This is a genomic window from Sphingobium cloacae (genome assembly GCF_002355855.1).
In the GTDB taxonomy this organism is placed as follows: Bacteria; Pseudomonadota; Alphaproteobacteria; order Sphingomonadales; family Sphingomonadaceae; genus Sphingobium; species Sphingobium cloacae.
On record NZ_AP017655.1, the window covers coordinates 2,213,019 to 2,226,611 of the forward strand.

The 13,593-nt window shown below is 65.9% G+C and carries 15 protein-coding genes and 1 riboswitch; of the genes, 4 read left to right on the plus strand and 11 right to left on the minus strand.

Translation table 11 applies throughout. The annotated features are described in order from the left end of the window. Positions 1 to 27: 27 nt before the first annotated feature. The 5 genes from SCLO_RS11030 to SCLO_RS11050 all read right to left on the minus strand — a co-directional run bounded on the left by SCLO_RS11030 (position 28) and on the right by SCLO_RS11050 (position 3,568). Positions 28 to 567: an Ivy family c-type lysozyme inhibitor gene (locus SCLO_RS11030; protein ID WP_066518022.1), complete on the minus strand. Its 540-nt coding sequence runs from the start codon at positions 565 to 567 to the stop codon at positions 28 to 30. 72 nt (positions 568 to 639) lie between these two features. Further along, a complete protein-coding gene (locus tag SCLO_RS11035) occupies positions 640 to 1,032 on the minus strand; it encodes a type II toxin-antitoxin system death-on-curing family toxin (RefSeq protein ID WP_066518023.1) in 393 nt (130 codons plus the stop codon). Next, positions 1,032 to 1,259: an AbrB/MazE/SpoVT family DNA-binding domain-containing protein gene (locus SCLO_RS11040; RefSeq protein ID WP_066518025.1), complete on the minus strand. Its 228-nt coding sequence runs from the start codon at positions 1,257 to 1,259 to the stop codon at positions 1,032 to 1,034. The genes SCLO_RS11035 and SCLO_RS11040 overlap by 1 nt, the downstream gene beginning before the upstream one ends. A 30-nt stretch (positions 1,260 to 1,289) precedes the next feature. Then, complete coding sequence (thiC, locus tag SCLO_RS11045; RefSeq protein ID WP_066518027.1) at positions 1,290 to 3,149, minus strand: phosphomethylpyrimidine synthase ThiC; 1,860 nt, start codon at positions 3,147 to 3,149, stop codon at positions 1,290 to 1,292. A gap of 11 nt (positions 3,150 to 3,160) precedes the next feature. Further along, the gene (locus SCLO_RS11050) at positions 3,161 to 3,568 is read right to left on the minus strand and encodes a DUF2065 family protein (RefSeq protein WP_066518029.1); all 408 of its coding nucleotides are present in this window, start codon (positions 3,566 to 3,568) and stop codon (positions 3,161 to 3,163) included. A 48-nt stretch (positions 3,569 to 3,616) separates the two neighbouring features. Next, a riboswitch (TPP riboswitch) is annotated at positions 3,617 to 3,727 on the minus strand. Between the two features lie 37 nt (positions 3,728 to 3,764). Between SCLO_RS11050 and SCLO_RS11055 the strand changes: the two genes are divergently transcribed. Both SCLO_RS11055 and SCLO_RS11060 read left to right on the plus strand, forming a co-directional pair. Next, positions 3,765 to 4,058: a hypothetical protein gene (locus SCLO_RS11055; RefSeq protein WP_066518030.1), complete on the plus strand. Its 294-nt coding sequence runs from the start codon at positions 3,765 to 3,767 to the stop codon at positions 4,056 to 4,058. Then, the gene (locus SCLO_RS11060; protein WP_066518032.1) at positions 4,055 to 6,151 is read left to right on the plus strand and encodes a prolyl oligopeptidase family serine peptidase; all 2,097 of its coding nucleotides are present in this window, start codon (positions 4,055 to 4,057) and stop codon (positions 6,149 to 6,151) included. Before SCLO_RS11055 ends, SCLO_RS11060 begins: the two co-directional genes overlap by 4 nt. A 21-nt stretch (positions 6,152 to 6,172) precedes the next feature. On the opposite strand, the gene SCLO_RS11065 is transcribed toward SCLO_RS11060, so the two are convergent. The 3 genes from SCLO_RS11065 to SCLO_RS11075 all read right to left on the minus strand — a co-directional run bounded on the left by SCLO_RS11065 (position 6,173) and on the right by SCLO_RS11075 (position 8,942). Then, complete coding sequence (locus SCLO_RS11065) at positions 6,173 to 6,358, minus strand: hypothetical protein (protein ID WP_066518069.1); 186 nt, start codon at positions 6,356 to 6,358, stop codon at positions 6,173 to 6,175. 92 nt (positions 6,359 to 6,450) lie between these two features. Further along, a complete protein-coding gene (locus SCLO_RS11070; protein ID WP_066518034.1) occupies positions 6,451 to 7,824 on the minus strand; it encodes a cytochrome P450 in 1,374 nt (457 codons plus the stop codon). Beyond that, complete coding sequence (locus SCLO_RS11075) at positions 7,821 to 8,942, minus strand: hypothetical protein (protein ID WP_066518036.1); 1,122 nt, start codon at positions 8,940 to 8,942, stop codon at positions 7,821 to 7,823. The genes SCLO_RS11070 and SCLO_RS11075 overlap by 4 nt, the downstream gene beginning before the upstream one ends. A 21-nt stretch (positions 8,943 to 8,963) precedes the next feature. Between SCLO_RS11075 and SCLO_RS11080 the strand changes: the two genes are divergently transcribed. Both SCLO_RS11080 and kdsA read left to right on the plus strand, forming a co-directional pair. Continuing rightward, positions 8,964 to 9,257 (plus strand): hypothetical protein, encoded by a 294-nt coding sequence (locus tag SCLO_RS11080; protein ID WP_066518037.1) that lies wholly within the window; start codon positions 8,964 to 8,966, stop codon positions 9,255 to 9,257. 5 nt (positions 9,258 to 9,262) lie between these two features. Continuing rightward, on the plus strand, positions 9,263 to 10,090 hold the full coding sequence (gene kdsA / locus SCLO_RS11085; protein ID WP_066518039.1) for a 3-deoxy-8-phosphooctulonate synthase: 828 nt from the start codon (positions 9,263 to 9,265) through the stop codon (positions 10,088 to 10,090). A gap of 86 nt (positions 10,091 to 10,176) precedes the next feature. Here kdsA and SCLO_RS11090 read toward each other — a convergent pair whose 3' ends face one another. From SCLO_RS11090 to SCLO_RS11100, 3 genes are all read right to left on the minus strand, one after another. Beyond that, on the minus strand, positions 10,177 to 11,442 hold the full coding sequence (locus SCLO_RS11090; RefSeq protein ID WP_066518070.1) for a glutamate-5-semialdehyde dehydrogenase: 1,266 nt from the start codon (positions 11,440 to 11,442) through the stop codon (positions 10,177 to 10,179). Positions 11,443 to 11,661: 219 nt separating this feature from the next. Continuing rightward, the gene (locus tag SCLO_RS11095; protein ID WP_066518042.1) at positions 11,662 to 12,759 is read right to left on the minus strand and encodes a helix-turn-helix transcriptional regulator; all 1,098 of its coding nucleotides are present in this window, start codon (positions 12,757 to 12,759) and stop codon (positions 11,662 to 11,664) included. Between the two features lie 89 nt (positions 12,760 to 12,848). Beyond that, positions 12,849 to 13,493, minus strand: coding sequence for a class I SAM-dependent methyltransferase (locus tag SCLO_RS11100; protein ID WP_066518044.1), 645 nt, complete (start codon positions 13,491 to 13,493; stop codon positions 12,849 to 12,851). Positions 13,494 to 13,593: the final 100 nt, after the last annotated feature.

Sequence of the window (13,593 nt, forward strand, 5' to 3'; positions counted from 1 at the left end):
TGCCTGCCGCGTGCCCGGAATGATGCGTCAGCGCTGCTCGCCCTGCGGGCACTGGCCGGAACGGCTTTCTTCCTTGCCCGCGGTGAACCAGCGCGTCTTGTCGGTGGCGGCCGCTTCATCGAAATAGCAGACCTGCGCCGCGCCGGTGACAGGGTCGATCAGCGTCACCCATTGATGCGGGCCGCAATTATGCGTCTCGCACGTCCATGCCGCGACCCTGCCGTCGATCATCTCGATCGGGCTGGACGGCCCTTCGGCGGCGAGCACCCATTTGCGGACCTTGGCGTCAGGCACCGCCGCTTCGATGGCGGACTTGACGGCGGGATCATCGTTCCAGCTATGCGCTCCTACCTTGTCGAACGGATATTTGCCGACATAGCGGGAGAATGTGTCCGCCGCCGGAGCCGTCGCGCTTTCGTTGGCGGCGGCGACGGCATTGACGACCTCGGCCCCGGCCATGTTCACGGCATTGGCGGCCGTGTTTTCCGGCGCCTTTTCTCCGCCCGAACAGGCGGCGAGCAAGGCCGTGATGGCCAGAAGTCCGGTAAGGATCGTGCTGCGGTTCATGGACGCTTCCCCCTGTCTGTCGCTGCACGATGATGCGCATTCGCGATGGGCGAGGCAAGAGGGACCGTGGCGTCAGGACGAAATATGCGCGCGGAACCAGTCGGCCAGTTCTTCCTCGGACAGATCGCCCGCAGCCAGTTCCATGAAGGCGACGACCAGTTCGGCATCTGTAGCGTCCAGCACATAGCCGTTCAGCATCAGGAAGGTTTCGCTGACGACCGCCGCGATTCGCTTGTTGCCATCGACAAAGGCATGGTTGCGCGCAAGACCATAGGCATAAGCCGCCGCAAGGGCAGCGACATCCGGATCACCATAGGCCGTCAGATGTTGCGGCCGGGCCATGGCGCTTTCGAACAGACCTTGATCGCGGATCGCATCGCCACCGCCGCCATGTTCGGCGATCTGTTCGGCATGGGCTGCGCGCGCCACGGCGAGCGTGACCCAGATCCAATCGACCTGCGCCATTATTTCGCGAGTTCGCGAAGGGCCCGCTTGCGGCGCGCCATGACTTCGCGCGCGGCTGCCATCTGCGCCTCGAAATCCGGCTCGGCGGCAGAAAGTTCGATGCCGCGCGCTGTGAGCACGACAGAAAGACTCTCGCCCACCCCGGCATGGAGATGGGCGAGGAGTTCCTTGGGCAGGATGACCCCGGCGCTGTTGCCGACCTTGGTGATCTTGAGCGGAATGTTCATACCGAAGTTATAACATATTTTCCGCCCCGATCAATCATGCTCCCGCCCGCCGGCGCCCATATAGAGTTCGCTGCCGGTCTCGCGGAAGATTTCGCTCATTTCCTTCATGCCTGCCTCGGCTTCTTCCGCCGCGAGGAAGGTCGTCGCGGGCTGGTTCTGCTTCGCCGCGAAGTCACGCACTTCCTGCGTGATCTTCATCGAACAGAATTTCGGCCCGCACATGGAGCAGAAATGCGCGCTCTTCGCTCCCTCGGCCGGAAGCGTCTGGTCATGATATTTCTCCGCCGTGTCGGGGTCCAGCGACAGGTTGAACTGGTCGCGCCAGCGGAACTCGAACCGCGCGCGGCTCAATGCATCGTCGCGGACCTTGGCGGCGGGATGGCCCTTGGCAAGGTCGGCGGCGTGGGCGGCGAGTTTGTAGGTCACCACGCCCACCTTCACATCGTCGCGGTCGGGCAGGCCCAGATGCTCCTTGGGCGTGACATAGCAGAGCATCGCCGTGCCGTACCAGCCGATCATCGCCGCGCCGATGCCGCTCGTGATATGGTCATATCCCGGCGCGATGTCGGTGGTGAGCGGCCCCAGCGTATAGAAGGGCGCTTCGCCGCAGGCTTCGAGCTGCTTGTCCATATTCTGCTTGATCTTGTGCATGGGCACATGGCCCGGCCCTTCGATCATGACCTGCACATCCTGTTCCCAGGCGCGCTTGGTGAGTTCGCCCAGCGTGTAGAGTTCGGCGAACTGCGCCTCGTCATTGGCGTCGGCGATGGAGCCGGGACGCAGGCCGTCGCCCAGCGAATAGGCGATGTCATAGGCCTTCATGATCTCGGTGATCTCGTCGAAATGCTCGTAGAGGAACGATTCCCTGTGATGGGCGAGGCACCATTTCGCCATGATCGACCCGCCGCGCGACACGATGCCGGTGACGCGCTTCGCCGTCATCGGGATATAGGGCAGGCGCACGCCCGCATGGATGGTAAAATAATCCACGCCCTGCTCGGCCTGCTCGATCAGCGTGTCGCGGAAGATGTCCCAGGTCAGGTCCTCGGCGATGCCGCCGACCTTCTCCAGCGCCTGATAGATGGGGACGGTGCCGATCGGCACGGGCGAGTTGCGGATGATCCATTCGCGCGTGTCGTGGATGTTGCGGCCGGTCGAAAGGTCCATCACCGTGTCCGCGCCCCAGCGGATCGACCAGACCAGCTTGTCGACTTCGCTCGCCACGTCCGAGGCGACCGCCGAATTGCCGATATTGGCGTTGATCTTGACCAGGAAGTTGCGGCCGATGGCCATCGGCTCCGATTCCGGATGGTTGATGTTGGACGGGATGATGGCGCGGCCGCGCGCGACTTCCTCGCGCACGAATTCCGGCGTCACATAGTCGGGGATGGACGCGCCCCAGTCCTGCCCGTCGCGGACATATTCGGCGAGGCGGGCGCGGCCCAGATTCTCGCGCTCGGCGACATATTCCATCTCCGGCGTGACGATGCCGCGGCGGGCATAGTGCATCTGGGAGACGTTCGCGCCGGGCCTGGCGCGCAGAGGGCGCTGGACGAGATTGGGGAAGGGCTGGACGCCGCCGCTGCGATCCGGCCCCTTGAGGCCGTTATCTTCGGGCTTGATCTCCCGCGCGTCATATTCCTCCACATCGCCGCGCCCCACGATCCAGTCGCGGCGCAGCGCGGGCAGGCCCGTCATGATGTCGATGCGGGCATCGGGATCGGTGTAAGGGCCGGAAGTGTCGTAAACACGGACCGGCGGCTCGCCGCTGCCCGGCTCCAGGTCGATCTCGCGCATGGCGACCTTGAGCGGGCCGACATGGATCTTGCGGCTGCCGCGAATGGGTCCGGTGGTGACGCGCATTTCCGTGCGGGCGGGTATGTCGGCCATATGTGTTCCTTTCAGACGAGGACGGTCGCGCGGCCGGTGAGGCCCGCGTAGAAGAGCAGGATGCCCAGGATCAGCGCGAAGGCCGCCCAGGCGCGGGTGAAACGGAAGGACCAGTCGCCGACTTTCATCAACGGGCCGGGCACCGCGATCAGCAGCGCGCCCTTGATGAGCGCGATATAGCCGACCAGCGTGACGATGATGCTCAAAGGATCGGCGAAGGCGCGATGGACCATGACGATGGTCGCGCCCAGCGCGAAGGCGACGAGGCCGGTGACCAGAGTAAGAGCGGGCGATCGGTTCAGTTCCTCTATCGCGCCACGCCAGCGTCCGGGCGAGGCAAGGCCGCTGATGCCGATCAGGATCAGATAGAGGCCGATGGCCTCGGCGAGGCGCAAGGTCAGGATGGAGGTGGTGTCCATGACGTCCTTCTCTTCCTCTCATGGGCGAAGGACGGGCCGCGGACTGCCGGTAGCGCACCGCTCCCTCCCTACGCCGGTCTTATCCGGATCAGGTTCAGCGGGTCGCGGCCACGTCAGCCGCCTCTCAACCGCTTGTGAGCGGTCCCCCGGGGATGCTGGACAGGATAGGGGCGAAGCGGCACAAGGTCCAGAGCCTATGTTCAACCATCCCCCCCCCGACCTTTCCACCAAGGCAGGCCGCAAGGCGTGGCGGCATGAAATGCGGATGGTGGCCGTGCGTCCGCGCCGCTATGGGCTGTGGCTGTTGACGATCGGCATGTTACTGATCGTCATGCCGTCCGCGCTGGGCATATACAGCCTGTTCGGGCTGTGGCCGCCCTTTCTGGGCGCGGCGGCGATGTTGTCATCGGCCCCGCTTCTCATCGCGGGCGTGGCGCTCAGGCGGCGCTATCGACGGATGCGGATGGCGGGACGGAGTGATGTTGCATGAAAAGGATATGGACCTTGGTTTCCGCTGCTTTGCTGACCGGCGCGGGCGCGCCTTCCCCTGCGCCCGCCGACGATCCCTATGTCTGGCTGGAGGACTGGACCGGCCCGCGCGCGATGCAATGGGTGGAGGCGGAGAACAAGGCGACCGTCACCACGCTTCAGGGCGATGCGCGCTATGCGGGCTATTATCGCGACGCGCTCGCCATTGCATCGGCCAGGGACCGGATCGCCATGCCGATGCTGATCGACGGGCGCGTGTTCAATTTCTGGCGCGATGCCGATCATCCGCAGGGCATATGGCGCTTCACCAGCGAGGCGGACTATGCCTCCGCCGATCCCGAATGGACGACCGTGCTGGACCTCGATGCGCTGTCGAAGGCCGACGGGAAGAAATGGGTCTGGAAGGGCGCCACCCTGCTCGATCCCGATGAGAAGCGGGCGCTCATCAACCTGTCGGACGGGGGCGAGGACGCCGTTTCCCTGCGCGAGTTCGACCTGACCACCGGCCAGTTCGTGCCGGGCGGGTTCGATATTCCGACATCCAAGCAGAATGAGGCGTGGCTGGACCCGGATACGATCCTGCTGGCACGCGACTGGGGCGAAGGCACGATGACGGCTTCGGGCTATCCCTTCGTGGTCAAGGCGGTGAAGCGCGGCGAGCCTCTGGCGGCGGCGAAGGAGATCTATCGCGGCGAGGCGTCCGATCAGGTCGGCGTCCATCCGATGCTGCTGTCCGACGGGCAAGGGAACCGGGCGGCGTTCCTCTATCGCGGCGTGACCTTCTTCGGGAACCAGACCTTCCTGCTGACGGCGCAGGGGCCGAAGAAACTGCCTCTGCCGACGCGGAGCAATGTGCAGGGCATGATCGACGGGCAGGTGCTGATCCAGACCAGCGAGGACTGGACCAGCGGCGGCGTGGACGTGCCCGCCGGGTCGCTGGCGGCGGTGCCGCTGAAGGCGCTGGAGAGCGGCGAGACATTGAAGCCCGCCATCCTCTTCGCCCCTGATGCACGACAGTCGATCGACGGCGTGGCGGCGACGAAGAGCCGCGTGATCCTGTCGATCAACGACAATGTGCGCGGGCGGGTGCTGGTGCTGACGCCGGGGGAGAAGGGATGGGCTTCGCAGGCCGTCGCCTTGCCGGACAATGCGACGATCGGCATCGCGGCGGCGACGGACCGGAACGACAAGGCCTATCTGGCGGTGGCGGGCTTCCTTGCGCCGACGACGCTCTGGGCGCTGGACGCGGCGAACCCCAGACCTACGCAGGTGAAGGCCATGCCCGCGCGTTTCGATGCCAAGGGGCTGGTGGTGGAGCAATATGAGGCGACCTCCACCGACGGGACGAAAATCCCTTATTTCATCGTCCATCGCAAGGATATGAAGAAGGACGGCTCAACCCCCACGATCATGACGGCCTATGGCGGGTTCGAAGTGCCGATGACGCCCAGCTATGCCGCGATCACCGGCAAGCTGTGGCTGGAGCGGGGGAACAGCTTCGTCCTCGCCAACATCCGGGGCGGCGGCGAGTTCGGCCCGGCCTGGCATGAGGCAGGGCGCAAGACGAAGCGGCAGATCATCTATGACGATTTCGCGGCGGTGGCGAAGGACATTTTCGCGCGCGGCTTCTCCTCGCCCCGGCGCTTCGGCATTTATGGCGGATCCAATGGCGGGCTGCTGATGGGGGTGGCGTTCAACCAGCATCCCGACCTCTGGAACGCCGTCACCATCCAGGTGCCGCTGCTCGACATGATGCGTTATGAACAGATCGCGGCGGGCGCGTCATGGGTGGACGAATATGGCAGCGTTTCCGTGCCGGAAGAGAAAGCGTTCCTGGAAAAGATCTCGCCCTATGCGAATATCCGCAAAGGCGTGAAATATCCCACGCCCTATATCTGGACCACGACCAAGGACGACCGCGTCGGCCCGCAACATGCGCGCAAGTTCGCGGCGCGGCTCAAGGAATATGGGCTGCCCTATCTGTTCTACGAGGATACCGCCGGCGGCCATTCGGGCGATGCGGACATCGAACAGGGCGCGCGGTTGCAGGCGATGCAGATGGTCTATTTCTCGCGGGCCTTGGAGGGCGACTGACGCCTTCCAGGCCGCGCGGGCCTATTCGTGCGGCATCAGCGCCTTGTTCAGCCGGTCCATGACTTCGGCGATCGGTTCGGTGACGGTGACGCTGCGCCCTTCGCCGAAGCGGATGCGCGTGCCGTCCGTCACGGAGGAGACGAAGGTGACCTGACCGGCATTGACCGCGGTCTCGGACCGATCCGCACCCACGAACATGACCATCATCGCGATCTCTCCTGCTATTTCATGGATCGCCAGCTTAGCCGCTCGCGCCGAACAGGCCAGCATTTTCGTTTCGGACGGGGTATGGCGGACTTCTAACCGTCCACATCGCCGAACATGAGCGTCATGCCCGTCCTCGGCCGGATGGTGAGGCGGCTGATCGGTTCCGGCTTGAAGCCCCGTGGCACCGACAGGCGGTAACGGCGCAGGACGGCGGCGATCATCGTCGTCACCTCCTGCTGGGCGAAACCCGCGCCGATGCAGACGCGGGGCCCCCGGCCGAAGGGGAACCATGCCTGTTTCGCCATCTCCGCATTGGCCGGGTCGTCGAAGCGGTCCGGGTCGAAGCCATGGGGACAGGCCCAATGATCCTTGTTGCGCTGCGTGAGCCAGGGGGCGACGACCAGCATCGCGCCCTGCTCCAGATGCTTGTCGCGCATGTCCATGGGACAGGGCACCTCGCGCGGGAAGAAGGCGACCGGCGGATAGAGGCGCAGCGTCTCGCGGAAGATGTTCCGCACCTGCCCCATTTCCTTGAGCATCGCGGCGGTGAGCGGCTCGTCCCCCGCCGCGCGCCGGACCTCCGCGCGGGCGGCGCTCTGGACGTGCGGGCATTCCGCGAGCAGATAGAGCGCCCATGTCATCGTGCCCGCCGATGTCTCATGCCCCGCGAGGAAGATCGTGGACACCTGATCCATCACCTGCGCCAAGGTGAAGGGCGCGCCGGTTTCGGGATGCTTCGCCTCGACCAGCGATTGCAATATGTCGCGATGCGGGGATTCGCCGCGCCGGTGATAGTCGTCGAAACGGGCCTCCACGATAGGCCGGAACACGGCGTGGATCGCCTCGGCGGGTCTCAGCGACCGCTTCTCGAACCAGCGGGCGGGCAGGCCGTAGAGGCGCAGCATGGAAGCGCTGTGCGCGAGCCGCTGGAACTGGCCGAACGCTGTGTGGATGATGTTGGAGCGATGCGCGTCCAGCGTCTGCGAAAAGAGCGTGCGGAAGATGATGTCGGCGGCCACATGGGTCATCATCGGGTCGATGTCGACAGGCTTCGTCCGGTCGGCGGCGTCGATGCGGGCGAGGAAATCGTCCACCGCCGCGGCCATCAGCGGCATGGACCGGTTGAGCGCGGTATGGGCGAAGGCGGGATTCACCATCGCCCGCTGGCTTTCCCAATCCTCTCCGTTGGCGGAAAAGACGCTGTTGCCGATCAGCGGCTCCAGATTGCGGACCAGTTCGCGATGCTTGGGGAAGGCCGTGCCGCCGCGCAATATCCTGTCCACCAGCGGCAGTTCGTTGGCGATGTACATGGTCTGGCCGGGCATCCGGATTTCGCCCATCTTCATCGTGTAGCTCTTTTCGAAGAGCACATGGATCCAGCTATGCCAGCCGCGCAGGAACCGCTTGACAAGGCCACGGCGGCTCTTGGGCGGTTCGGGATAGGGCGGGATGAAGGGGTCCGTCACGGGATCGTCCTGAAGGCGGCGATGGCTTCGTCGACGGTGCGGCGGCCCGCGGTCAGGCTCAGATAGTCGACCGGTGACAGGCGGTCGCCCACGCGCAGATAGTCGAAATGCGCCTCATATTTGTTGGACCAGCCGCCATGGTAGTTTTCCGGCTCGTAGAAGAGATGAAAGCGCGGCGAAAGCAGATCGACGCGGGCGGCGCATCGGTCCGAGACGAGACGGATCGGATGCACGTCATAATAGGCCGCGCCGTCCGGTGGGGAGGAGAAGTCGACCAGACGGAAATGTTTGTCGTCCAGCGCCTTCAGGTCGGCATGATACCAGCGGGCGTCCTTGCGGAGCGCGATGACCGGAACGACCTGCCCCAGCGTCAGCACGATGAAATTCGCGGGCAGGCCGGGCCGCTTTTCGAGGATGCGGCGCAGGATGCTCATCGCATAGTTGGTGCCGTTGCTGTGCGAGGCGAAGATCACTTCGTCATAGGGACCGTCCATCTCGGCAAGGATGCGGTCGGCGAAGAGATCCAGCCGGGCGTCCATCTCCGGCCCCGGTCCCTGCGCGGCGACCGTGTGGTTGTAATACATGAAGCGCAGCAGCCATGGCACGATCAGCTTGTTGAGCAGGCGGCCTGACAGGAGCGCGCTCACCCCTACGCCGCCAAGAGCCGCTGCCCAGAAAGGCAGGAAGGCCCACAGCAGCAACGCCGTCAGCAGCGCAAGGCCCAGCGGGATGAGGACGGCCAGGACCGGGGGATAGAGGATGGTGATGACGGGACCGCGCCGGAGTTTCCGCATCCGGCGGAACTGCATGAAGCGGGCGTGCGCGCTGTAGGTGGCGATGGAGCGCCAGGCGAGAAGCAGCGGGTTCCTGATCCATACCTTGCCGACCAGATCTTCCCAGCGGAGGAACTCATAGTCCGTCTCGACATGCGCCGTCCGGTTGGTGACGGTCCAGATGGCGGAGGAAGCGGGACCGGAACGGCGCGCGCTCACCTCCACCTGCTCGCCGGACAGGCGCGCATATTTCTCGGCCTGCTCGCGATAAAGCTGGTGATAGAAACGCACCCCGCGCGGATCGAAACCGCCAAGGTAAAAGACTTTCCGCTTGAACTTTTCCATGGCCCCTGTCCACATCGGGCCATGATGACACCCGAACGCGACTACTGCTATTTCATAGACCACCGGAAATACAACCGAAACATCGGCTGCCGGAAGCATGACAACGCCTATGGCATCAACGGAGGCGGTTCGGAACGGGACCGCTGGCGGGCGGATTTCGCCTTCTACCGGCATATGAAAAACGAAGGCGATCCGATGGCGATACCCTCCTTGCTCGCCTGCCTCGCCTTTGGCTGGTTCTGCTGGAATTATCATGCCGGCAAGGGGCTGTGGCGCGGTCAGCTCTTGCGGCGCTTCGTGAAAGCGCCGAAGTGAGCGGGATGACAACAGCCAAGCATGTTCAGGTGGGTCCGGTGGCGATCGGCAACGACCTGCCCTTCGTCCTGATTTCCGGTCCCTGCCAGATCGAGAGCCGCGACCATGCGCTGTCCATGGCGGAGGCGTTGAAGAAAGCGGCGGAGAAGGCGGGGGTGCCGTTCGTCTTCAAATCCTCGTTCGACAAGGCGAACCGGACTTCGGTTTCGGGCAGGCGCGGCGTGGGGATCGACGCGGGGCTGGCGATCCTGGCCGATGTGAAGGCGGCGATGGGCTGCCCGGTGCTGACCGACGTGCATGAGGCCGCGCAGGTGGAGGCGGCGGCGCAGGCGGTGGACATCCTCCAGATCCCGGCCTTTCTCTGCCGCCAGACGGACCTTCTCGTCGCGGCGGGCAAGACCGGCGCGGTGGTGAATGTGAAGAAGGGCCAGTTCCTCGCGCCATGGGACATGGCGGCGGTAGCGCAGAAGGTCGCGTCGACCGGGAACGGGCGCATCCTGCTGACCGAGCGGGGGGCGAGTTTCGGCTACAACACATTGGTGAGCGACATGCGCGCGCTGCCGGTGATGGCGCAGACGGGGTATCCGGTGGTGTTCGATGCGACGCATTCGGTGCAGCAGCCCGGCGGCCTGGGGTCCGCTTCGGGCGGGCAGCGGGAGTTCGCGCCGGTGCTGGCGCGGAGCGCGGTGGCGGCCGGCGTCGCGGCGGTCTTTGCCGAGGCGCATGACGATCCCGACCATGCGCCGTCCGATGGACCGGTGATGCTGCCGCTGGAATGGATGGGGCCGATGCTGGAGCGGTTGAAGGCGATCGACGCGGTGGTGAAGGGGTGAACCTTCGCTATCCCATGAACGAGATGGCGAAGTGTTGAAGGTCATGGGGAACCGATGTTGGATTCCTATTCCGGGGAACAGGGGAATCAGGGCCGGGTCTGGCCCGTGCCGCGCACCAGCCATTTATAGGTGGTGAGCCCCTCCAGCGCGACCGGGCCGCGGGCGTGGAGGCGGCCGGTGGAGATGCCGATTTCCGCGCCGAGGCCAAATTCGCCGCCGTCGGCGAACTGGGTCGAGGCGTTCCACATGACGATGGCGCTGTCGACCGCATTCAGGAAGCGCTCGGCCTTTTCCGCGTCCCCGGTCACGATGGCGTCGGTGTGGCCGCTGGCATGGGCGGCGATGTGCGCCAAGGCGTCGTCCAGACCGTCGACGATGCGGACCGATGCGATGGCATCGAGATATTCGGTGTCCCAATCCTCGTCGCTGGCGGGCGTGACGCGGGGGTCCATCGCCTGCGCCGCCGCGTCGCCGCGCACGGCGCATTGCGCGTCGAGCAGCGCCTTCACCAGCGCGGGCGCGGCGGGATAGGCACGGTCGATCAGCACCGTTTCGGTCGCGCCGCAAATGCCGGTGCGGCGCATCTTGGCGTTCACCACCAGCTTTTGCGCCATGTCGGGATCGGCCGCGCCGTCCACATAGCTGTGGTTGATGCCGTCGAGATGCGCGAGCACGGGAACGCGCGCCTCTTCCTGCACGCGGGCGACGAGGCTCTTGCCGCCGCGCGGCACGATGAGGTCGACGAACTCCGCCGCCTTGAGCAGCGCGCCCACGGCGGCGCGGTCGGTGGTGGGGACGAGCTGCACCGCGTCGGCGGGCAGGCCCGCGGCGGCGATCCCTTCGGCCATGGCGGCGTGGATGGCGCGGTTGCTCTCCTTCGCCTCGCTGCCGCCGCGCAGGATCACGGCGTTGCCCGCGCGCAAGCAGAGCGCGGCGGCGTCCGCCGTCACATTGGGGCGGCTTTCATAGATGATGCCGATGACGCCCAGCGGCACACGGACGCGGGAAAGCTCCATGCCGTTGGGACGCACCTGCCTGTCGATGACGCTGCCCAGCGGATTGTCGAGGCCGGCGACCTGATCGACGCCCGCCGCCGTCGCCTCCACCCGCGCTTCGTCCAGCTTCAGCCGGTCGAGCATGGCGGGGGACAGGCCGTTGGCGGCGGCATTTTCCATGTCGCGCGCATTGGCGGCGATGATCTGCGCCGACTGGTCGCGCAGCGCCTGCGCGGCGCGGCGGAGCGCGTCGGCCTTCCGCGCGTCGTCGGCACCGGCGAGCAAGGCGGCGGCACGGCGCGCGCGCGCGCCCAGCGTGGCGATCAGCATTTCGGGAGTCTGGGTCAGGTCGTTCATCATGAGTCTCGCCACTTTCGTCGGCGAGCCCCTTAGCATGAAAGCATCGCCCGGCGGAACCCGTGCCATGACGCCATCCAGCCGGAGCCGACGGCCGGATCATGGGTCGCATATGAACCGGCCGCCAGCGGCATGAAGCCGTCCGCTCCCTACAGGGCCGCCGATGCCGGCGCATATCCCGATCGGGGTATGCGCCTTAAAAATATCATTTCGAATCCGTTACATATAAAGCAGGCTGACCATGCGCACCAGTTGGGATTCGCGCGTGCATCCGGTCTTTTCATAAATGTTGCGCAGCTGGGCCTTGAGGGTTCCGGCCGAGACGCCGCGCGCCGCCGCGATGTGCGGCCGCGACATGCCGGAGGCGAGGCGAACGGCGATGTCGGCCTCGGCGGGCGTGAGTTTATAGCCTTCCATCAACATGTGCGCCTGATACGCCGTGGAAGGGGCCTTGCGCCCCACCACCAGGGCGCGCGGCGCGAAGGCCATCGCCCAATCGCGGGCAGGCAGGGGATGAAACTCCAGCAGGAGCGCGGGCCCTTCCCCCTGTTCCAGCAGGACCGGCGGCGCGGGCTGCGCCGGGCGGGCGACGACCGCGCGGATGCCGCGAAGGATGGCGCGGCTTTCCTCCGCCCGTCCGCTGCACAGCCAGCCGTCGCTGACCCGCGCGCTTCCCGCCAGCAGAAGCGCTTCGGCGCGCGGCGTCATGGCGCGGACCCGGCCGCCCCAGTCCAGCAGCCAGCAGGCCCGGTCCATCGCCTCGAACGTGCCGTTGAGAAGCGCGAAGCCCTGTTGCTCGATCGCCCGTTGCAGGCGGACCGCGATGCGCGCATGTCCGGCGAGGCGGGCGAAAAGGTCCCGCTGCTCCTGGCTGGTCCGGCCATCCTTGCGCCCGCGCAGCAGCGCCAGGCCGATCATCGCCCCATCCTCCACCATGAGGCGGGCATGGCAGCCGTCGGCGATGTCCAGCTCCGCGCAGAGATCGAGATAGTCGCTATTCCCGATCCTCTGCCGGGCGATGTCGTAATGCGCTTCGTGGACGATATCGTCGCCGCCCGCCATGGCGTCCGCCATCAGCCGGAAATTGAGTTCGGGCCTGTGCAGCGCCTGCACGTCGGAACGGTCCAGCAGGCCCGGGTCGATGTCGGTGATCCGGTTGAAGATGGCGCTGTCCGGGCCGAAGCCGACCAGCTGGCCACGGCGCGATCCCGTCGCGGCCGCCATCGCGCCCAGCGCATCGTCCCAGAGCGGCGGCTCCAGCGCCGCCGCGAGGAAGCGATCCGCCCATTCATCGCCGCCATCGGCGCGCGCCGCCATATACGCTTCCCCCGCGTCCCTCGGCGGGAAGGTGGGCAAATATCAGGGAGGAGTCAATGACCTGCCGGTATCCCCGGGAAGGATGGCGATCAGGCCGCCTCCGCCAGCGCTTCCGCCCGCAGCGCGCGGAAGATGCGGCAGGGGGGGATGTTGCGCCACACCGTCCTTTCCGCGATCTGCGCGAAGATCGGCGCCAGCAGGCGGCGGACATAAGCCGAATATTGATAGACGAGGAAAGCGCCGCCCGGCCGCAGGGCCGCGGCGGTCTCCGCGCAGATGGCGGGGCCCACCCCGTCGGGAAGCGTGGAAAAGGGAATGCCCGAAAGGATATAGTCCGCTTCGGAAAAACCGGCTTCCTTGATGAAGCGGCGCACGTCCGCCGCCGATCCATGCACCACGCGCAAGCGCGGATCGACCAGTTCGGCCTCCAGATAGGCGACGAAATCGAGATTGAGGTCGATGGCGATCAGCCGCGCATCGGGATGCATCCGCCGAAGGATGTCCTGCGTGAAGGTGCCGACGCCCGGCCCATATTCGACGAACAGGCGCGTCCGGTCCCAATCCACCTCGTCCAGCATCGCGTCCACCAGCGCCTGCGTCGAGGGGATGACGGACCCTATCATGCCCGGATGCTTCACGAACTGGCGGAAGAACATCCCCCATTGCCGCATGAACCTGCCCCATCCTGCGGGGCGCGCGCCATCATGATCTTTCTTCAGCGGGATGGTGGCCATCAATTATTCGCCCCGTGCTTGTTTCGGTCCAGCGGTTGCAAATCCTGCCGCCGCTTGCAAGCGGCTTTGCAATATCCGCCCCGTCAACGCACGGGCGGCG